At 70.4% G+C, this 20,051-nt stretch carries 19 protein-coding genes; 6 read left to right on the plus strand and 13 right to left on the minus strand.

The features are described 5' to 3' along the window. Window positions 1-62 precede the first annotated feature (62 nt). Complete coding sequence (locus tag U870_RS0104770; RefSeq protein WP_029947190.1) at window positions 63-689, plus strand: MBL fold metallo-hydrolase; 627 nt, start codon at window positions 63-65, stop codon at window positions 687-689. A gap of 94 nt (window positions 690-783) precedes the next feature. Here U870_RS0104770 and U870_RS0104775 read toward each other — a convergent pair whose 3' ends face one another. Then, a complete protein-coding gene (locus U870_RS0104775) occupies window positions 784-1,683 on the minus strand; it encodes an SDR family oxidoreductase (protein ID WP_025156271.1) in 900 nt (299 codons plus the stop codon). Between the two features lie 83 nt (window positions 1,684-1,766). Between U870_RS0104775 and U870_RS0104780 the strand changes: the two genes are divergently transcribed. Continuing rightward, entirely contained in the window at window positions 1,767-2,339 is a 573-nt protein-coding gene (locus U870_RS0104780; RefSeq protein WP_025156272.1) for a TetR/AcrR family transcriptional regulator, read from the plus strand. Between the two features lie 37 nt (window positions 2,340-2,376). Here U870_RS0104780 and U870_RS0104785 read toward each other — a convergent pair whose 3' ends face one another. The 10 genes from U870_RS0104785 to U870_RS0104830 all read right to left on the minus strand — a co-directional run bounded on the left by U870_RS0104785 (window position 2,377) and on the right by U870_RS0104830 (window position 14,024). After that, window positions 2,377-2,625, minus strand: a complete 249-nt coding sequence (locus U870_RS0104785; RefSeq protein ID WP_025156273.1) for a glutaredoxin family protein — start codon at window positions 2,623-2,625, stop codon at window positions 2,377-2,379. 9 nt (window positions 2,626-2,634) lie between these two features. Further along, window positions 2,635-3,282 (minus strand): nucleoside/nucleotide kinase family protein, encoded by a 648-nt coding sequence (locus tag U870_RS0104790; RefSeq protein ID WP_025156274.1) that lies wholly within the window; start codon window positions 3,280-3,282, stop codon window positions 2,635-2,637. A gap of 55 nt (window positions 3,283-3,337) precedes the next feature. After that, window positions 3,338-4,795, minus strand: coding sequence for a rhamnulokinase (locus tag U870_RS0104795; protein WP_025156275.1), 1,458 nt, complete (start codon window positions 4,793-4,795; stop codon window positions 3,338-3,340). Further along, a complete protein-coding gene (locus U870_RS0104800; RefSeq protein ID WP_025156276.1) occupies window positions 4,792-6,846 on the minus strand; it encodes a bifunctional rhamnulose-1-phosphate aldolase/short-chain dehydrogenase in 2,055 nt (684 codons plus the stop codon). Before U870_RS0104800 ends, U870_RS0104795 begins: the two co-directional genes overlap by 4 nt. Before the next feature lie 55 nt (window positions 6,847-6,901). Beyond that, window positions 6,902-8,065: an L-rhamnose isomerase gene (gene rhaI, locus U870_RS0104805; RefSeq protein ID WP_025156277.1), complete on the minus strand. Its 1,164-nt coding sequence runs from the start codon at window positions 8,063-8,065 to the stop codon at window positions 6,902-6,904. A gap of 25 nt (window positions 8,066-8,090) precedes the next feature. Beyond that, window positions 8,091-8,408, minus strand: a complete 318-nt coding sequence (locus tag U870_RS0104810; protein ID WP_025156278.1) for an L-rhamnose mutarotase — start codon at window positions 8,406-8,408, stop codon at window positions 8,091-8,093. 85 nt (window positions 8,409-8,493) lie between these two features. Continuing rightward, window positions 8,494-10,764: an alpha-L-rhamnosidase gene (locus U870_RS0104815; protein ID WP_025156279.1), complete on the minus strand. Its 2,271-nt coding sequence runs from the start codon at window positions 10,762-10,764 to the stop codon at window positions 8,494-8,496. A 97-nt stretch (window positions 10,765-10,861) separates the two neighbouring features. Further along, window positions 10,862-11,695, minus strand: coding sequence for a carbohydrate ABC transporter permease (locus U870_RS0104820; RefSeq protein ID WP_025156280.1), 834 nt, complete (start codon window positions 11,693-11,695; stop codon window positions 10,862-10,864). After that, a complete protein-coding gene (locus tag U870_RS0104825; RefSeq protein ID WP_025156281.1) occupies window positions 11,692-12,636 on the minus strand; it encodes a carbohydrate ABC transporter permease in 945 nt (314 codons plus the stop codon). The genes U870_RS0104820 and U870_RS0104825 overlap by 4 nt, the downstream gene beginning before the upstream one ends. A gap of 71 nt (window positions 12,637-12,707) precedes the next feature. Then, window positions 12,708-14,024, minus strand: a complete 1,317-nt coding sequence (locus tag U870_RS0104830) for an ABC transporter substrate-binding protein (protein WP_025156282.1) — start codon at window positions 14,022-14,024, stop codon at window positions 12,708-12,710. Window positions 14,025-14,331: 307 nt separating this feature from the next. Here U870_RS0104830 and U870_RS0104835 point away from each other — a divergent pair, with 307 nt between their 5' ends. Both U870_RS0104835 and U870_RS0104840 read left to right on the plus strand, forming a co-directional pair. After that, on the plus strand, window positions 14,332-15,342 hold the full coding sequence (locus U870_RS0104835; RefSeq protein WP_025156283.1) for a LacI family DNA-binding transcriptional regulator: 1,011 nt from the start codon (window positions 14,332-14,334) through the stop codon (window positions 15,340-15,342). Then, entirely contained in the window at window positions 15,343-16,128 is a 786-nt protein-coding gene (locus U870_RS0104840) for a nucleotidyltransferase domain-containing protein (RefSeq protein WP_025156284.1), read from the plus strand. It abuts the gene before it with no gap. A gap of 12 nt (window positions 16,129-16,140) precedes the next feature. Here U870_RS0104840 and U870_RS0104845 read toward each other — a convergent pair whose 3' ends face one another. Both U870_RS0104845 and U870_RS0104850 read right to left on the minus strand, forming a co-directional pair. Further along, window positions 16,141-17,439, minus strand: coding sequence for an MFS transporter (locus tag U870_RS0104845; RefSeq protein ID WP_029947193.1), 1,299 nt, complete (start codon window positions 17,437-17,439; stop codon window positions 16,141-16,143). A 5-nt stretch (window positions 17,440-17,444) separates the two neighbouring features. After that, window positions 17,445-17,876, minus strand: coding sequence for a MarR family winged helix-turn-helix transcriptional regulator (locus U870_RS0104850; RefSeq protein ID WP_025156286.1), 432 nt, complete (start codon window positions 17,874-17,876; stop codon window positions 17,445-17,447). A 61-nt stretch (window positions 17,877-17,937) separates the two neighbouring features. Here U870_RS0104850 and U870_RS0104855 point away from each other — a divergent pair, with 61 nt between their 5' ends. Beyond that, window positions 17,938-18,810: an alpha/beta fold hydrolase gene (locus tag U870_RS0104855; RefSeq protein WP_025156287.1), complete on the plus strand. Its 873-nt coding sequence runs from the start codon at window positions 17,938-17,940 to the stop codon at window positions 18,808-18,810. A gap of 106 nt (window positions 18,811-18,916) precedes the next feature. Then, window positions 18,917-19,966: a lipoate--protein ligase family protein gene (locus tag U870_RS0104860; RefSeq protein WP_025156288.1), complete on the plus strand. Its 1,050-nt coding sequence runs from the start codon at window positions 18,917-18,919 to the stop codon at window positions 19,964-19,966. Window positions 19,967-20,051: the final 85 nt, after the last annotated feature.

A 20,051-nucleotide genomic window follows, 5' to 3' on the forward strand; every position in this document is an offset into this window, starting at 1 on the left:
CAGGGGGCGTGGATGGGATTATGCGCGTGGGTCGATGAATGCGAAAGGGCTACCATCCCACCATGCGCGAAGTGATCCCGTCCCTGTACCGCGTCGAGTCCGCGCGTGCCGGGAACGCCTACCTCATCGAGGCGGATGACCGGTCCGTGCTCGTGGACACCGGGCTTCCGTCGGGAGCGCGGGCGGTGGTCGCGGAGCTCGCGGCGGCGCGCATCCCGCCGCTCACGGACATCGTCCTGACCCACTACGACCCGGACCACGTCGGCGCGGCGGCCGCCGTGCAGCGCGAGACCGGCGCGCGGGTGTGGCTCGGCGCGGCTGACGTGCGCATCCTGCGCGGAGAGGCCGAGCCGCCGACCCGCGTGCGGCGGTGGATGCGGAACTCGGGATGGTTGGGCCGGCCGGCGATCCCGGCGCTCGTCGAACTGGCGGACGACGCGGAGATCGAGGTGGTCCCGGGACTCGTCGCGGTGCCGGCGCCCGGGCACACTCCCGGACACCATGCGTTCCTGTGGCGCGGGGTTGCGTTCATCGGCGACGCGGCGCGCGTCTCGCACGGGCGGCTCGTGCATTTTCCGGGCTTCCTGATCAGCGACCGGGCGGCCGCCGACGCGACCCTCGCTGCGCTCGCCGCGCGCCGCCCCCGCCTCGTCTGCCCCGGCCACGGGGCGCCCGCGCGGCTGGCCTGAGTCGCTCCCCGCCCGCCGAGTACGCGAATTCTCTGCGTACTCGGCGGTTTGGGCCCCACTTTTTGCGTACTCGGCTGCTTGAGAGCCGGACGGGTCAGGCGCCGGGGTAGGCGCCGGCGGCGATGTCCTCGAGGAGGGTGGGGCCGGTGGGCTCCCAGCCGTAGCGCGCGCGGGTGAGGGTGCTGGAGGCGGGGATGTCTGCGGCGAAGAAGCCGCCGATCCAGCCGAAGTGGGCTGCCGCATCCTCGGGGGCGATGGAGGCGGTGGGCACGCCGAGCGCGGCGCCGAACGCTTCTGCGATCACGCGCGCCGGGATGCCCTCTTCGCCCACCGCGTGGACGATCGCGCCGCCTTCGGGCGCCGCGTCGAGGGCGCGCGCGATGAGGCGACCGGCGTCGGAGTGGTGGACGGCGGGCCAGCGGTTGGAGCCGTCGCCGACGTAGCCGGCGACGCCCTTCGCGCGGGCGATGCCGGCCAGGACTGCGGAGAAGCCGTGGTCGCCGACCCCGTGCACGGTGGGGGCGAAGCGCAGGGAGACCGGTCGGATCCCGCGCGTGGCCGACGCGAGGGCGAAGCCTTCGGCGCCGCCGCGCGGGGAGGCGGGATCGGCCGAGCGCGGGCCGTCCTCCTCGGTCGCGACGCGTCCGGGGGCGAGCATCGCGATGCCGGAGGCGAAGAGGAACGGGCGGTCGGTTCCGGCGAGCTCGTCGAGCATCGTCTCGACCGCGGCGCGCTCGGTGCGTCCGGCGCCCTCGAAGTCGGAGAAGTCGTGCTTGAAGGCGAGGTGGAGCACGGCGTCGGCGTCGGCGGCGCCCGCGCGGAGGCTGTCCAGATCGTCGAGGCTCCCCGTGCGCACCTGGGCGCCGGCGGCGCGGAGGGCGGCGGCGGAGGCGTCGGACCGGGCGAGGCCGACGACGTCGTGTCCGGCGGCGAGCAGTTCGGGAACGGCGGCCGAGCCGATCCAGCCGGAGGCTCCGGTGACGAAAACGCGCATGGGATGGTGTCCTTCCGTTGATGTCAGTGTCTGACATCGACCGTAGCACCGATGTCAGCATCTGTCATCACTAGACTGTCCTCATGGGACGATGGGAGCCGGACGCGCAGGGGCGCATGCGCCTCGCCGCGCTCGAGCTCTACCTCGACCCGGGTTTCGAGCAGACGACCGTCTCGGACATCGCGGCGCGCGCGGGCGTGACCGAGCGCACGTTCTTCCGCTACTTCGCCGACAAGCGCGAAGTGCTGTTCGACGCGACCGGCCAGATGGAGCATGACGTGCTCGCCGTCCTCGCCGCACTCCCGTCGGGGCTCCCGGCTCTGGAGGCCGCAGAGGAGGCGCTCGCCGAGGGGACGGCGATGCTGGAGGAGCGGCGCTCGTACGCACGGCGCCGTGCGGAGGCGATCGCGGCCACCGCGAGCCTCCAGGAGCGCGAACTGCTCAAGCTCGCGCAGCTCGGGGACGCGGTCGCGGCGGCGCTGCGCGAACGCGGTGTGCCGCCCCGACCCGCCGCGGTCGCGGCCGAGACGGCCGTCGGCGCCTTCAAGGTCGCCTTCGCGGCATGGGTCGTCGATGACGCGCCCGGCTCACTGGCCGAGCGCGTGCGTCAGGTGATGGCGGAGGTGCGCGCACTCTCCGCCCTCGTCACCGAGTGAGGGCGGCGCGGTACCGCTCCGCCCGGGGGAGGCGCGGCTACTGCGCCAGCGCCGCCTCGAGCTCCGGGTCGGTCGGCTCGACGAAGTGGCGGCCGTCGGGGAAGACGACGACGGGGATGTTGGTACGACCGCTGATCGCCTGCGCCCGGTCGGCCTGCTCCGGGTGCGCCACCAGGTCGATGTACTCGTAGTCGGCGCCCAGCCGGTCCAGCAGGGCCTTCGAGCGGATGCAGTCGCGGCACCAGTCCGCGCCGAACATGGTCACCTTGTCGAACGTGTCGGTCATACCGCCAGCCTAGGCGCCGATCCCTGGGAGCATTCCGTCCACGAGGAGGGTCGCCCGGTCGCGGGTCGTCTCGATGACGGACGCATTGGCGCCGTCGACCTCGCGGGCCCAGGCGCGGGCGGCCTGCGGGGTACGCCCGTGCCGGGTGTGCCGCTCGACCAGCCGGGACTCCCGCTCGGCGGCCGGCGTCGCGACGAACCAGGTCTCGGCCAGGAGCGCCGGGATGCCCGCCCACGGCTCGGCGTCGATCAGCAGGTAGTTCCCCTCGGTCACCACGAGCCGCACCTCGGGTCCGACGGCGACGGAGCCGGCGACGGGCTCGTCCACGGTCCGGTCGAAGGCTGGCGCATACACGGTGTGGTCGGACTCCCGGATGAGGCGTCGGACGAGAGCGCGATACCCCCAGCCGTCGAAGGTGTCGATCGCGCCCTTGCGCGAGCGCCGCCCCAGCGCGTCGAGGGTGGAGTTGGCGAGATGGAAGCCGTCCATCGGCACGTGCACCGCGACCGTGCCTCCCGCGAGAGCGTTCGCGCGGGTCGTCACAGCGCGGGCGAGGGTGGTCTTTCCCGAGCCGGGACTGCCGGCGATGCCCAGCACGGCCCTGGTCCCCTCGGGTGCGAGGGAAAGGGCGCGGCGGGCGAGGTCGTCGAGGGTCACCTGTCCATCTTCGGGGATGACCGGCTTTCGCCGGACGCCCTGCACGCCTCTCCGGCTACCGCACTGCGAGTGTGGCGGGCTCGTAGCGCACCGGCTCGTGGTGCCGGGCGACCAGGGCACGGAGCGTGTCCAGGTCGCCACGGAGGAGGCCGACCGAACGGGCTTGGACCAGCGCGTTGCCCAGAGCGGTGGCCTCCACGGGGCCGGCCAGCACGGCGACCCCGGCGCGATCGGCGGTCGCCTGGCACAGCAGGGCGTTGCGTGCGCCGCCGCCGACGATGTGGATGGTGTCCACGGGGACGCCGGAGAGCTCGGACGCGCGCCGCACGGACGTGGCGAACGCCTCGGCCAGGCTCTCGATGATCACCCGGACCATGCCCGCCGGGCTCGCGGGGGCACGGAGGTCGCGTTCGGCGAACCACTCGGCGATCCGGCCGGGGAGGTCGCCGGGCGCCAGGAAGCGCGGGTCGTCCGCGTCGAAGAGATCGGCCGGCCGGGGCAGCTCCGCCGCCTCGGCCAGCAGCGACTCGAGCGTGACGCGCAGCCCTCGGTGCTGCCACGCGCGCAGGGACTCGCTCAGCAGCCAGAGGCCCATGACGTTGTGGAGGTAGCGGATGCGGCCGTCCACGCCACCCTCGTTGGTGAAGTTGGCCGCGCGTCCCTCCTCGCCGACGATGCGGTGCTCGAGCTCCACGCCGACGAGGCCCCAGGTGCCGCAGGAGATGTAGGCGGACCGGGCGGGGTCCATCGGCACCGCGACGACGGCGGAGGCGGTGTCATGGGAACCGACGGCGGTGACCATCGGGCCGCCGCCGGAGAAGGACAGGTCGCCGGCGAGAGACGGCAGCAGCGGGCCGACGGGGCTCCCGGCGTCCACGAGCGGCGCGAACAGATCGCGGCGGAGGTCGAGCCGGGAGAGGAGCGCGTCGTTCCAGTGCCCGGCGGCGGTCAGCAACCCGGTCGTGGAGGCGTTGGTCCGTTCCGCCTGCTCGACGCCGCTCAGCCAGTAGGTGATCAGATCGGGGACGAGCAGGAAGCGGTCCGGCGACGTCAGCTCTCCGGCCGCGCGGTCGGTGGCGAGCTGGTAGAGCGAGTTGAACGGCAGGAACTGCAGCCCGCCCTCCCGGTACAGCTCGTCGGGCGGGACGGCGGCGTGCACCAGCCCGACACCGACGGCGCTGCGCTCGTCGCGGTAGTGGTAGGGCTCGCCGAGCAGCCGGCCGCCGCGAAGCAGGCCGTAGTCCACCGCCCACGCGTCGACGCCGATGCTCGCCAGCCCGGGTTCGCTGCGCGCGGCCGAGCCGAGGCCGTCGAGGATGCTGCCGAACAGACCCGTGACGTTCCAGTGCAGGGCGGCGCGGTCGCCCTCCCACAGCCGGACGGGCGTGTTCGGGAAGCGCGCCGTCTCCGTCAGCTCCAGCGTGTCCGGGCCGACGCGCGCGAGTATGACGCGCCCGCTGGTCGCTCCGAGGTCGACGGCCGCGACGACGCCCGTCCGGGGTGTCCCGCTCATCGCAGGAAGGCCGCCGCGACGCCCGCATCCACGGGGATGTGCAGACCGGTGGTGTGGTCGAGATCGCTGCTGCAGAGCACGAACACGGCGTTGGCGACGTGCTCCGGGAGGACCTCGCGCTTGAGCAGGGTGCGCTGGGCGTAGTACTGGCCCAGCTCCTCCTCGGGAACGCCGTAGACGGCGGCGCGCTTGGCGCCCCAGCCGCCGGCGAAGATGCCGGAGCCGCGGACGACGCCGTCGGGGTTGATGCCGTTGACGCGGATGCCGTGGTCGCCGAGCTCGGCGGCGAGGAGGCGCACCTGGTGGGCCTGGTCGGCCTTGGTCGCCGAGTACGCGATGTTGTTCGGCCCGGCGAAGATCGAGTTCTTCGACGAGATGTAGACGATGTCGCCGCCGAGCTTCTGGTCGATCAGCACCTTCGCCGCGGCGCGCGAGACGAGGAACGACCCCTTCGCCATGACGTTGTGCTGGAGGTCCCAGTCGGCTGTCGTGGTCTCCAGCAGTGGCTTGGAGATGGAGAGGCCGGCGTTGTTGACGACGAGGTCGAGGCCGCCGAAGGCGAGCAGTGCGGCGTCGATGGAGGCCTGGACGGCCTCCTCGTCCGTCACGTTCGCGACCACGCCGATGGCGACGTCGGTGCCGCCGATCTCGCCGGCGGCGGCCTGGGCCTTCTCGAGGTCGAGGTCGGCGATGACGACGCACGCGCCCTCGGCGGCGAGGCGGGTGGCGATGGCCTTGCCGATGCCGGAGGCGGCGCCCGTGACCAGCGCGATGCGGCCGGCGAGCGGCTTCGGCTTCGGGAGCCGGGCCAGCTTCGCCTCCTCGAGCGCCCAGTACTCGATGCGGAACTTCTCCGCCTCGTCGATCGGTGCGTAGGTGGAGAGCGCCTCGGCGCCGCGCATGACGTTGATGGCGTTGACGTAGAACTCGCCGGCGACACGGGCCGTCTGCTTGTTCGCGCCGTAGGAGAACATCCCGACGCCCGGGACCAGCACGATCGCCGGGTCCGCGCCGCGGATCGCGGGGGAGTCGGGGGTGGCGTTGCGGTCGTAGTACGCCTGGTAGTCGGCGCGGTACTGCTCGTGCAGCTCCTCGAGGCGGGCGACGGACTCCTCGACCGAGGCGGTGGCCGGCAGGTCGAGGACGAGCGGCTTCACCTTGGTGCGCAGGAAATGGTCGGGACAGGAGGTGCCGAGCGCGGCGAGACGCGGGTGCTCGCTCGACGCGAGGAAGTCGAGGACGACCTCGGAGTCGGTGAAGTGCCCGACCTGCACGCGGTCCGTGGAGGCGATGGCGCGCAGGTGCGGTGCCAGGGCGGCGGCCTTCGCGCGACGCTCCGCCTCCGGGAGGGGCGCGTAACCGGCCAACGGGGTTCCGAACGGGTCCGGACGGCCGTGGGCGGCGATGTGGGCCGCGGCGGTCTCGATGATCCAGAGCGAGTTGGCCTCGGCCTCCTCGCTGGTCTCGCCCCAGGCGGTGATGCCGTGGCCGCCGAGGATGGTGCCGATCGCCTCCGGGTTCGCGGCCTTGATCGCGGCGATGTCCAGGCCCAGCTGGAAACCGGGACGGCGCCAGGGCACCCAGACCACCGTGCCGCCGAAGATCGTCTTCGTCAGCTCCTCCCCGTCGGCAGCCGTCGCGATGGCGATGCCGGAGTCGGGGTGGAGGTGGTCGACGTGGGCCGCTTCCACCAGCCCGTGCATCGCGGTGTCGATGGACGGAGCAGCGCCTCCCTTGCCGTGCAGGCCCCCTCTCCCGAAGAGCACATGGTCGAACGCGGCGACCATCTCGTCCTCGCGCTCGACGCCCGGGTAGACGTTCTGCAGGGCGCGCAGCCGATCCAGGCGGAGGACCGCGAGGCCGCTCTCCTGCAGGGTGCCGAGGTCTCCGCCGGAGCCCTTCACCCAGAGCAGCTCGACGGGCTCGCCCGTCACCGGATCGGTCTCGACCCCCTTGGCGGAGGTGTTGCCGCCGGCGTAGTTCGTGTTCTTCGGGTCGGCGCCGAGGCGGTTCGAGCGGCCGATCAAGGCTGCGACGGTCTCGTTCGTCATGATGGGTGAGTCCTTAGCGAGGGGAGCGGTGGTCGGTGGTCGGGTCGGGTGGTGGTCAGGCGCCCCAGCCCGCCTGGGTGCCGTCGGCGCGCTCGGATTCGATCCGCGCCTGGTACCCCGAGGCCGCATAGGCGGCCATCGGGTCGGCCGGGAGGCCGCGGGACTCGCGCCATGCGGCGAGGTCCGCGCGTACGTCCGTGTTGAACGCGTCCATCAGGACGGCGTTGGCGGCCAGCACGTCGTTCGCGCGCTGGGCGGCGTCGAGGGCGGCGGTGTCGACGAGCAGGGCCTTGGCGGTCGCCTCCTGCACGTTGAGCACCGAGCGGATCTGGCCGGGGATCTTCGCCTCCAGGTTGTGGCACTGGTCGAGCATGAACGCCACGTCGGGGTGCGCGTAGCCGCCGCCCTGGATGACCTCGAACAGGATGCGGAACAGCTGGAACGGGTCGGCCGCGCCCACGATGAGGTCGTCGTCGGCGTAGAACCGGCTGTTGAAGTCGAAGGAGCCGAGCTTGCCGAGGCGCAGGAGCTGCATGACGATGAACTCGATGTTCGTCCCGGGCGCGTGGTGGCCGGTGTCGAGGCAGACCAGGGCGCGCTCGCCGAGGGCGGCGGTCTGCACATAGCTGGTTCCCCAGTCCGGGACGTCCGTGTGGTAGAAAGCGGGCTCGAAGAACTTGTACTCGAGCACCAGGCGCTGGTCCTCACCGAGGCGTTCGTAGATCTTCTGGAGGCTGTCGGCCAGGCGATCCTGGCGTGCGCGCAGCGAGTCCTGGCCCGGGTAGTTCGTCCCGTCCGCAAGCCAGATCTTGAGGTCGCGCGAGCCGGTCTCGTTCATCACATCGATGCACTGGAAGTGGTGGTCGACGGCCTTCTGCCGGATGCGGTCGTCCGAGTGCGTGACCGAGCCGAACTTGAAGTCGTCGTCCTGGAAGGTGTTCGAGTTCACCGTGCCCAGCTCCACCCCGTTGTCCTCGGCGTGCGCGCGCAGGTCCGCGTACGAGTCGACGCGGTCCCACGGGAAGTGCAGCGCGACGGTCGGGGCGAGACCCGTGTGCTTGTGCACCTGGGCGGCGTCGGAGACCTTCTCGAACGGGTCCCGAGCGGTGCCCGGGGTGCCGAACACCTTGAAGCGGGTGCCCGAGTTGCCGAAGGCCCAGCTCGGCAGCTCGATCGCCTGCAGCGCGAGCTGCGAGCGGATGTCGTCGGTGAGTGTCATGGTGTCGCTTTCTCGATTCGGTGGTTCAGTCCAGGTGGAAGTACTCGGTGAGGCGCTTCAGGCTGCCGTCCGGCGCGGTCCCGTCGACGAAGTAGCCGGCCATGCCCGCCTGCCAGCGGGTGTTGACCTCCCGCTCGGCCATCGCCGCGACCGCCGCGTCGAAGTCCTCGGTCTGCAGGTAGCCGACGACCAGCCCCTCGTCGCGGTCGAGGAACAGGGAGTAGTCGTTCCATCCCGCGTCGCGCAGCGCGTCGAGCATGTCGGGCCACACCGTCTCGTGGGCCGCCAGGTAGTCGTCGGCGCGCTCGGGCCTCAGGCGCATCGTGAAGCACACTCTCTGCATCGGTCCTCCCTCCCTCCGGTGGCACGTGCGGCGCGAGGCGGAGCACCGCACCCGCGCCGCACGATCCTCATCGTTCCGTCCGGCCTCAGCGCTCGGCGCCGACCGGTGCGGGCAGCTCTGCGGTCGCCGTGATCGTCCCGGAGCCGATGACCCGGTCGTCCTGGCCGGGGAGGCGCAAGATGCCGTCGACGCCCTCCGGCAGCGTCGCCTCCACGGTGAAGGCGTCGCCGTCGAGGGTCCACGCGACCGAGACCCGGCCGTGCGGGGTCTCCAGCGACGTCTCGACCTCGGTGAGCCCGCCTCCGGGCACGGGGGCCACGAGCACCGAGGAGTACCCGGGCTTCAACGGGGCGAGGCCGCCGACGACCCGGTGCATCCAGTCCGCCACGGCACCGAGGGCGTAGTGGTTGAAGCTGGTCATCTCGCCCGGGTTGATGGTGCCGTCCGGGAGCATGGAGTCCCAGCGCTCCCACACCGTGGTCGCCCCCATGGTCACGGGGTAGAGCCACGACGGGCACTCGCGCTCCAGCAGCAGGCGGTACGCGATGTCGGTGTGGCCGGTCTGGGAGAGCGCATCGGTGATGAAGGGTGTGCCCGCGAAGCCGGTGGAGATGCGGTAGTCGGCGGCGATCGCCAGCTCGGCCAGGCGGTCCCCCGCCACGGCCAGGTCGGCGTCGTCGAGCAGGCCGAAGACGATCGCGAGGGCGTAGACGGTGGTGCAGTCGCTGGTCACGACTCCGGCGTGCACGTACTCGCGGGTGAACGCCGCCCGGAGGTCGGCGGCGAGTGCGGCGAACTCGGCCGCCTCGGCCTCCCGGCCCAGGATCCGCGCGGTCTGCGCGACGATGTCCGCCGACCGGAAGGCGCAGGCCGTGGCGACCACGCCCTTGTCCGCCTTGGCGCGGGCCGGGTCCTCCGGCGGTGCGTCCGGGTCGAGCCAGTCGCCGAACTGGAAGTTGCCGTCCCAGACGCCCGCGGGCGAGAGCAGCGACTTCACGCGGCGCACATGCGCGGTCATCGAGTCGAACTGCCGGGCGAGAACGCTCTCGTCGCCGTACGCGCTGTAGAGGGACCACGGCACCCAGACGGCGGCGTCGCTCCAGAGCGCGGTCGAGTCGACCTCGCCGAAGTCCGTCGGGCGGTCGAGGTACTTGAGCACATCCGGGATGACGAAGCCGACGATGCCATCGTGGTGCGCCTGCTCGAGCCCGAGGTCGATCAGCCAGTCGCTGAGGAAGGCGTCGACGTCGTAGAGGAAGGCCGCCGTGGGAGCGAACGCCGCGATGTCGCCGGTCCAGCCCAGGCGCTCGTCGCGCTGCGGGCAGTCGGTGGGCACGTCGACGAAGTTGCCGCGCATCCCCCAGACCACGTTCTCGTGGAACTGGTTGAGCAGCGGGTCGGAGGAGCGGAACTCGCCGATGCGCTTCAGCTCGGATCCGATCGCGATCGCCGTCAGGTCGGCGGGCGCGAGCTCGCCGGGCCAGCCCTCGACCTCCGCGTAGCGGAAGCCGTGGAAGGTGAAGGTGGGCTCGAAGACGTCCTCGCCCCCGCTCAGGATGTAGCGGTCGGTGGCCTGCGCGGTGCGCAGCGGGCGGACGCCCAGTTCGCCGTCCTCCAGCACCTCGGCGTGGCGGATGACGATCTCGGTGCCGGCCGGTCCCTGCACGCGGACCTTGACCCAGCCGACCAGGTTCTGACCGAAGTCGATCAGCGTCTTGCCGGACGGCGACGTGCTGATCTCCTGCACGGGCAGGCTGGCCCACCGGCGCACGCTGGGACCGACGTACGGCTCCAGTGCGGCGGTGTCGAGGTCGAGGACGCGCACGCCGGTCCAGCCGTCGCCGGCGAACCCCGGCTGCTTCCAGGACTCGTCGCGGCGGCGCGCGTCGATGGTCTGGCCGTCGTAGAGGTCGTTGGCGAGCACGGCGCTCGGGCCGCTCGCCCAGTCCTCGTCGGTCACGACGAGCTGGGTGGTGCCGTCCTCGAACGTCACCACCAGCTGCGCGAAGGCGCCGAGGTCGTCGCCGTACCAGGAACCGCCGCCGGACCAGCCGAGGCGGCCCCCGAACCAGCCCTTGCCGAGGGCGAGACCGAGCACGGTCGTCCCCTCGACGAGGTCCGTGACGTCGTAGGTGGCGTAGCGGAGCCGCCATTCGTATGCGCTCCATCCGGGCGTCAGCAGGTCGTCGGAGACGGCCCGGCCGTTCACGAAGGCCTCCACGATGCCGTGCGCGGTGAGGGTCAGTGCGGCGGAGGCCACGGCGCCGTGGCCCTCCTCCAGGGCGAACTCGCGGCGCAGCAGGGGGGCGCCGTCGTACGCGGCGTCGGCGGCGATCATACGGGCGTGCCAGTTCATGGTGCGTGGTTCTCCAGTCTCGTTCTCGGTGTCGGTGTCGGTGTCGGTGTCGGTGTCGGTGTCGTATCGGTGCGGCGTGCGCGGTGCCGACGGGTGGTCAGCCCTTGACGGCTCCGCTGGTCATGCCGGCGATGATCTGCCGGTTGAAGAAGATGTAGGCCACGAGCGGGGGGATGGTGATGAGCAGGATGTCCATGAAGAGCAGGTTGTAGAAGCTCAGGTTCTGGCCCGAGAAGGTGTAGAGCGTCGTCTGCACCGTCGCGTTGTCCGAGCCGGGGAGGAAGTACAGCGGTCCGGCGAAGTCGTTGAAGACGAACACGGACTGCACCACGATCACGGTCACGATCACCGGACGCAGCAGGGGCAGGATCACCTGGAAGAAGAGCCGCACGCGGCCGGCGCCGTCGAGCACGGCCGCCTCGTCGAGCTCCCGGGGCACGGTGCCGAAGAACGAGCGGAACATCAGGATGCAGAACGAGAGCCCGAAGGTCGCCTCGATGAGGATCATGCCCGGCATCGTCTTGTACAGCCCGACGCCCTGGAGGACCCAGATCGTCGGAACCACGGCCGGCGGCACGATCAGGCCGGCCAGCACGAAGAAGTTGACCAGAGGTCCCCACTTGCTGCGCTTGCGGGCGAGCACGTAGCCGGCCATCGCCGAGAGGATGACCATGACGATCACCGAACCGACGGTCAGGACCGCCGAGTTGAAGAACGCCCGCCAGATGAGGCCGTCGTTGCTCTGCAGCACCGCGACCAAGTTGTCGAAGAACTGCCATTCCTTGGGCCAGCTGAACGCCAGGCTCGACGCGTCGTCCGGCGTCTTCGCCGACTGCAGGACGACGAACGCGAACGGGACCAGGAAGACGATGATCGAGACCAGGATCGCGATGACGCCGACGATCCAGGCGCGGATGCGCTGCCGCTTCACAGCTCCACCTGCTTTCTGTTCAGGAAGTACGACAGCGGCACCATGATCGCCGTCACGACGAGGAAGAGGACGACGTTCCCCGCGGTCGAGAGGCCGTAGAAGCCGGCCTGGTACTGCTTGTAGATCACCGACGCCAGCACGTCGCTCGTGAAACCGGGACCGCCACCCGTGGTGGCCCAGATGATGTCGAACGAGCGCAGGCCGCCGATGAGCGACAGGATGATCACGGTCGCGGTGGCACCGCGGCTGAGCGGCATGGTGATGTCGCGCAGGATGCGCCAGCTGCTGGCGCCGTCCATCCGCGCGGCCTCGTAGTACTCGCTGGGGATGGCGACGAAGCCCGCCATGAAGATGAGGGTCGCGATGCCGACGCCCTTCCAGATGTCGACGCCGGCGATGGTGTAGAGCGCGAGGTTGGGGTCGGTGAACCAGCCGGGCTCCGGCAGGCCGAAGAAGCCCAGAACGGCGTTGACCATGCCGTGGAACGGATCGAGGAGCGACTTCCAGAGGATGCCGACGCCGATGGTCGACAGCAGCACCGGGAAGAAGACGACCGCACGCAGGTAGCCGCGGCCGACCACAGGCCCGGTGAGCAGGAGGGCGAGCGCGAAGCCGATGACGACCTTGGCGCCCGACGTGAGCACGCCGTAGATCAGGGTGTGGATGAAGCTCGTGTAGAGCTGGGGGTCCTGGAAGAACTGGACGTAGTTCGCGAAGCCGATGAACTGCGCGTCGAAGAGCGACCAGCGCGTCAAGGAGAAGTAGAACGACGCGATCGTGGGGATCGCGAAGAAGATCGCGTAGAGCGCCAGCGCCGGGATGAAGAACCAGGTCGGGTAGTGGGACCGGATGCGCCTCTTCGGCTTGCGCTTGTCCGGACTCCCGAACTCCGTCATGATGTCGGCCGCCTGAGCGGCCGTCGCGGGACTGGCCGTCGACATAGTCTGCTCCTCATCGAGTCTTCTGCGTGGGGGGTGCTCGGGCCGGCGCGGTGCGCCGGCCCGAGCGGGCGTCACCAGCCCTTGATGCCGAGCTGCTGGGCCTGAGCCTTCACATCCTGGTCGTAGAGGGCCGCGCCCTCCGTGCCGCTGGAGATGCCGGAGCCGACCTGGATCAGGATCTTCTCCAGGTTCGGGCCCTTGATCGGGGAGACGAACTCCAGCGCGAGGCCGGTCTTGCCGTCCTCCTGGTACTTGAGCTCGTCCTGCACCAGCGCGGGGGCGTCGGAGGGCAGCTTGCAGGTGCTGATCGCGAACGGACCGGCGGGGGTGCCGGCGCTGTTCTGGATCGCGCAGCCCGCGTCCGAGTTGATGAAGGCCACGAGCTTCTTCGCCGCGGTCAGCTTGTCTCCGGTGGTGGACTTCGGGATGTAGGCGCCGCCCGGCTCCCACACGGTCGCGTGCGGGTCTCCGGACTCGGTCGGCATCGCGAAGTAGCCGATGTCGTTCACCTGGTCCGGGTTGCTCTGCAGCACGTTACTGATCACGGTCGTGATCATCGGGTACTGGGCGCCTTCGCCCGTCGCGAGCATCTTGAGCGCGTTCACGTTGGTGAGCGACGCGTAGTCCTCGTTCATGAGCTTCTTGTCGAAGACCTCCTGGGTGTGGGTGAAGCCGGCGAGGGCGGGCGACTTGGAGTACTTGGCGTCGGCCTTGTTCGCGGTGTAGTCGTCGGCCCAGTTCGGGTCGGCGGCCGAGATGTTCGCGAAGTCGGCGAGGACGAAGAGCTGGCTGGTCCAGGTGTCGCCGTACGAGGTGATGACCGGGGTGATCCCGGCGGCCTTGATCTTCTCGCTGTTCGCGATGAACTCGTCCCAGGTCTTCGGGACGCTCAGGCCGAGCTTCGCGTAGACCTTCTTGTTGTACATGATGCCGCCGTCGAAGGTCGTGCCGGTCGGGGCGCCGTAGGTGCCCTTGTCGGTGCTGACGGTCTTCTTGAAGTCGTCGGTGATGTCCTTCACCCACGCCTCGTCGGTGAGCGGCTGGAGCTGGGTGTCGGGGTGGAGCGCCTGGAACAGGGAACCGGAGTTGTAGAGGAAGACGTCGTTCATCTCGCCGGTGGAGAGTCGCGTCTTGATCAGGTTGTCGCCGTCGGTACCGGCGGGGCGGGTCTCCACCTTGACCGTGACCTTCGGGTTCTCCTTCTCGAAGCCCTTCGCCAGGTCGTTGGCGAACTTGGTGCTCGCCGGGTCGTTTCCGCCCGCGAGAAGGGAGATGGTGGTGGATCCGTCGGAACTGCCGGACGAACTGCAGCCCGCGAGCGCGGCGCCCAGGAGCGCGACCCCGCTGAGCGTGGCGACGACACGCGTCGTCGTCGTTCGAGAGAACATCAAATACCTCCTTGTATTTTCAGCGCCCGTGCTCCCGGGTGTCGGAGCGGCTTGAAACGCTTCATTTGAAGATAGGGTGCTCGATGCCCCGCGTCAAGACGCAATTGTGTCGATTCAATCACGACTTCCATCCCCAGGTAAGGGTCGGTCGGTGGCCCGTTGTCTCGGGGTCCGCCTCTCGCGTGCCGCGATTCAGCCGATTCAATGGGCCGCAGCCATCGAGCGCTCGCGCTGCCATACGGAGTGCACAAGATTGTTTCGTTTCAATCCCTCTGTCCGCTACGATGACCAGCGGGAGGGACTCGTCATGGCATCGTCAAGCGTCAAGGACGTCGCAGCGCTCGCACAGGTCTCCGTGGGGACGGTGTCCAATGTGCTCAACCGACCGGAGATCGTGTCGCCGGAGACGGTCGAGCGCGTCACGCTGGCGATGGAGAAGCTCTCCTATGTGCGCAACGAGGCCGCCCGCCAGCTCCGGCTGGGGCACAGCCAGGCCATCGGACTGATCACGCTCAGCGGGGGCAACCCGTTCTTCACCGACGTCGCGACGGCGGCGGAGGATGCCGCAGTCGCCGCGGGCTACTCGGTGATCGTCGGCAACAGCAACGAGCACACGGACCGCGAGGCCGGCTACCTCACCTTGTTCGAGGAGCTGCGCGTGCGCGGCGTCCTGCTCTCCCCGGTCGGCGACCCGGCGCCACGCCTGCGGCAGATGCGCGATCGCGGCATCGCGACCGTGCTGGTCGACCGCGAGAGCAGCGACTCGACGTTCAGCTCCGTGTCGGTCGACGACATCGCGGGCGGAGCGCTGGCGGCCGCGCACCTCATCGCCTCCGGCCGCACCCGGCTCGCGTTCGTGGGCGGCCCGGTGGAGATACGCCAGGTGAGCGACCGCCTCGCCGGCGCCCGGCTCGAGGTGCAGAAGCATCCCGGCGTGACGCTGGAGGTCGTGACCGTGGACGCCCTCACGGTGCCGGAGGGCCGGCGCGCGGGGGAGGGGATCGTCGGACGCGCGGTGCGGGATCGTCCCGACGCGGTGTTCGCGGCGAACGACCTCCTGGCGATCGGGCTGCTCCAGTCGCTGTTCATCCGCGGGCGGCTCGCGGTCCCCGAGGAGATCGCGCTGGTCGGCTACGACGACATCCAATTCGCGAGCGCGTCGGTGGTCCCGCTGACCTCGGTCCGCCAGCCCAGCCACCTGATCGGCGACACGGCGGTCAAAATCCTGCTCGAGGAGGCGGAGGAGCCCGATCGCGAGGCGCGCCGCATCCTCTACCAGCCGGAGCTCGTCGTGCGCGCGAGCAGCGCGGAGGCTTAGATGGAGCACCACGACCGGGCGGTGCAGCGCTACGTCGAGCGGGTCTCCGCCGACCCCGACGTGCTCGCCGTCGTCATCTCCGGGTCGGTCGCCCGCGGCACGGCTCGCCCGGGGTCCGACGTCGACCTGTACCTCGTCGTCACCGAGGAGAGATGGGAGGCGGCGTTCCGTGAGCGCCGGCTGATGTACGTCGAGACGGAGGACGTCGGGTATCCGGACGGCTACTACGACATCAAGCTTGCGACGTTGTCGTACCTCGACGAGGCCGCGGAGCGCGGCGACGACCCGGTGCGCGACTCGTTCGCCGCGTCCCGCATCGCCTACAGCCGGGTGCCCGATCTGGCGGCACGCATCGACCGCGTCACCACCGTCTCGGCCGAGCAGTGGCAGGACCGGGTCGCGGGATTCGTGGCGCAGTGCCGGCTGCACGGCGGGTACTTCCTCCCCCAGGCGGCGGAGAGCGGCGAGCGGATGCTGCTGGCCCACGCCTCGGTGCATCTCGCGACCTCGGCCGGGCGCGCGATGCTCGCCCACAACAGGGTCTTCTTCTCGGGGCCGAAGTACCTGACCGCGCAGGTCGCCGCCCTTCCCCAGGTGCCGGCCGGCTTCTCGGCGGCGCTCGCCGCGGTCATCGCCGAGCCGACTGGGGCGACCGCCGGCGCGCTGCTCGCGCTCGTGGAGGCGGAGGTCGGGGAGAGCCTCCCGCGCGACGAGACGCTCTCCCGGTTCGTGCTCGACAACGAGCTCGCCTGGCGCTACGCGAAGAACCCGCCCGAGTACTCCTGACGGGGCCGCCGATCAGGAGGTGCGGGTCGCCGTGGCCTCGGTGTCCGCGAGCTCCTCGCGGACCTCTTCGCGTGCGTTGACCGTGACGCGCGGCCGCATGCCCGTGAACCGGACGCGCAGACCGCGGTACTTCACCAGGTAGAACACCCCGACCAGGGCGGCGGCGAAACCGCTCGCGGCTCCCACGCCCATCGCCCAGCGCGGCCCGAACGTGTCCGCCACCCAGCCGACGATCGGGGCGCCGACCGGCGTGCCGCCCATGAAGATCGCCATGTAGATCGCCATCACACGCCCGCGCAGCACCGGGTCGGTGGTCATCTGGACCGTGCCGTTCGCCGTCGTCATCAGGGTCTGCGACGAGACGCCGATCACGATGAGCGCGATCGCGAACAGCCAGTAGGTCGGCATGACCGCGGCGATGGCGCATCCCGCGCCGAAGAACGCCGCGCCCGCGAAGAGCAGAGCGACCCGCGGCCGCTCCCGCCGGGCCGAGAGCAGCGCTCCGACCACAGACCCGATGGCCATGACCGACGACAGCAGGCCGTACTCGCCGGCGCCTTGATGGAACACGGTGACCGACATCGTCGAGATGAAGATCGGGAAGTTGAGGCCGAAGGTCCCGATCAAGAAGACCATCACCAGGATGACCTGGATGTCGGGCCGGTTGCGCACATAGCGGAAACCGTCGACGAGGCCTCCGCGCGATCGTTTCGCGCGCTCGCTGCGGTACAGCTGCTCACGGCGCAGCGTCATCAGGGAGATGAGCACGGCGCCGAAGGTCGCGGCGTTGATCAGGAACACCCAGCCCGCCCCGACGGCGGCGGTGAGGAGTCCGGCGACGGCCGGGCCGATGAGGCGGGCCGAGTTGAACGACGCCGAGTTCAGAGCGACCGCGTTGGAGAGGTTCGGTCCGGCGACCAGCTCGGAGACGAAGGTCTGCCGCGCGGGGGCGTCGAAGGCCGCCACCACGCCCAGCAGGAGGGTGAACACGTAGACATGCCAGAGCTGGACCATCCCGGTGACGGTCAGCAGACCGAGGCCGAGACCGAGCACGCCCATGCCGCCCTGGGTCACCATGAGCAGCTTGCGGCGGTCGAGGTGGTCGGCCGCCCATCCCGTCACCGGCAGCAGGAGCAGCTGCGGGCCGAACTGGAGCGCCATCACGAACCCGACGGCGGCGGCGTTGTTGTGGGTGAGCTGGGTCAGCACGATCCAGTCCTGGGCGGTGCGCTGCATCCAGGTGCCGACGTTGGACACCAGGGCGCCGGCCGCCCAGATGCGGTAGTTGACGCCGGCGAGCGAACGGAACATCGCGCTCACGAGTCGGCGACCTCCCGCAGGATTGTCGCGGCCTCGGCGAGAACGGCGCGCTGCTCCGGAGTGAGTCCGCGGAGGCGCTGGTGCAGCCAGGCGTCGCGGCGGCGCCGGGTCTCGGCCACGAGCGCGCGGCCGGCCGCGGTCGGGACGACGACGACCTTGCGGCCGTCTTCCGCGTCCGACGTGCGCTCGACGTAGCCCGCCTGCTCGAGGTGGTTGACGATGCGGTTCATCGACGGCGGCTTCACCCGCTCGTGTTCGCTGAGCCGGCCGATGGTGCCGGAGCCCTCCCGCACCAGGAACGCGAGGGTGGAGGTCTGGCTGTCGCTGAGCTCGTCGTCCTCCTTCTCCGCGCGCAGGCGGCGGGACAGCCGCGCCACGGAGATCCGCAACGCGCTGCTCAGGTCATGCGTCGAGATCCGGGAAGCCACGAATACTTAGCTTAGCAATTTAGACACGCTAAGTAAATCCGTGCGCCACCGGGCGGTGATCATGCGTCACAATGAACGCGTGCAGCATGACTTCATCGACGACGACGGCATCCGGATCCACTACGACGTGTACTCGGCTCGTGGCGTCGCGCGCGCGGCCGTGCAGATCGCGCACGGCGTGGGCGAGCACGCCGGTCGCTACCGCGCCCTCGCCGAGCACCTCGCCGGCGAGGGGTACGCGGTCTACGCCGACGACCACCGCGGGCACGGCCGGACCGGCCTGGAGCAGTGGGGCGGGGACTCCTCGAAGATCGGGCGGCTCGGGCCCGGCGGGCTGCGGGCGGCCATCCGCGACGTGCGCGCGTTCAGCCGGCTGATCCGCGCCGAGGACCCGCAGCTGCCGCTGATCTACCTCGGCCACAGCTGGGGCTCCCTGATGGGGCAGATCATCCTGAACCGGCACAGCGACGAGTACGACGCCGCTGTGCTCTCGGGAACGGCGTATCGGATGGTCGGCTCGATGAACAGCGGGGACTTGAACAAGCGGCACGCGCACCTGGGGACGACCGGGGCCGAGTGGCTCAGCCGCGACCCGCGGGTGGCGCAGGAGTTCGTCGACGACCCGCTCACGACGCTGACGCCGCTGCAGCAGCTCTTCGGCCTCGCGGACGCCGCGCGCATGCTCGGCCGGCCGGCGCGCTCCCTCGCGCGGGACCTCCCGCTGCTCATCCAGGTCGGCGGCGACGACCCGCTCGGCGGCGAGGCCTCCGCGCGCAAGCTGGAGCACGCCTATCGCGCGCGCTCCGGCCTGACCGATGTCACGACGATCGTCTACCCCGGCGCCCGGCATGAGATCTTCAACGAGACGAACCGCGACGAGGTGATCGCCGACCTCACCGCCTGGCTCGGCGCCCGCTTCCCCGCCCGCGCCTAGCTCCCGCGGCCGACCATCCCTTCCGGACTTTTGCGCGCAACACGCCGCGCATGAGTGTGCAAAACTCCGGAAGGGATGGCGACCCGCGCGGACTTAGGCTGGGGGCATGCATGGTGAGTACAAGGTCCCGGGCGGGAAGCTCGTCGTCGTCGACCTGGAGGTCGTGGACGGCCGGATCAGCGGGTTCCGCCTCGCGGGCGACTTCTTCCTCGAGCCGGACACCGCGCTGGAGGCTATCGACGCGGCGGTGAACGGTCTCGCCGCCGAGTCCGACGCCAAGACGATCGCCGCGGCCGTCGCGGCCGCCCTCCCCGAGGGGGCGATCCTGCTCGGGTTCTCGCCGGATGCGGTCGCGGTCGCGATCCGCCGCGCCCTGGCCAAGGCGACCAGCTGGCGTGACTACCCGTGGGAGATCGTGCACGCGAAGGCGGTCTCGCCGCTCATGCACCTCGCCCTGGACGAGGTGCTCACGAACGAGGTCGGCGACGGCACGCGAGGGCCGACCCTGCGCATCTGGGAGTGGGACGAACCCGCGGTCGTGATCGGCAGCTTTCAGTCGGTGAAGAACGAGGTGGACCCCGAGAACGCCGAGAAGTACGGCATCCAGGTCGTCCGCAGGATCACCGGCGGCGGTGCGATGTTCATGGAGGCCGGTTCGGTGGTCACCTATTCGATCTACGCCCCTGCCGACCTGGTGCAGGGCATGAGCTTCGCCGACAGCTACGCCTTCCTCGACGAGTGGGCGATCGTGGCGTTGAAGTCGCTCGGCATCGACGCCGTCTACCAGCCGCTCAACGACATCACGAGCCCGAAGGGCAAGATCGGCGGAGCCGCGCAGAAGCGTCTCGGTTCCGGCGCCGTGCTCCACCACGTGACGATGAGCTACGACATGGACGGCCAGAAGATGACGGAGGTGCTCCGCATCGGCCGGGAGAAGATCAGCGACAAGGGCATCACCAGCGCGGCGAAGCGGGTGGACCCGCTGCGCAGCCAGACGGGACTCAGCCGCGCAGAGATCATCGAGCGCATGAAGCAGACCTTCGCCGGCCTCTACGGGGCGACGGAGGGCGACCTCACCGAGGCCGAGTACGCCGAGGCGGAGCGGCTGGTGGAGGAGAAGTTCGCCACGGACGAGTGGCTGTACCGCGTGCCGTGAGCACCGATCCGCTCGCAGGAGAGCCCGTATGCCGTTCACGGCATACGGGCTTTTTCCTGTCATCCGCTTGCGCGCTGAGCAGTCA

It is taken from the genome of Leifsonia aquatica H1aii (assembly GCF_000633535.1).
Classification (GTDB): Bacteria; Actinomycetota; Actinomycetes; order Actinomycetales; family Microbacteriaceae; genus Leifsonia; species Leifsonia aquatica_A.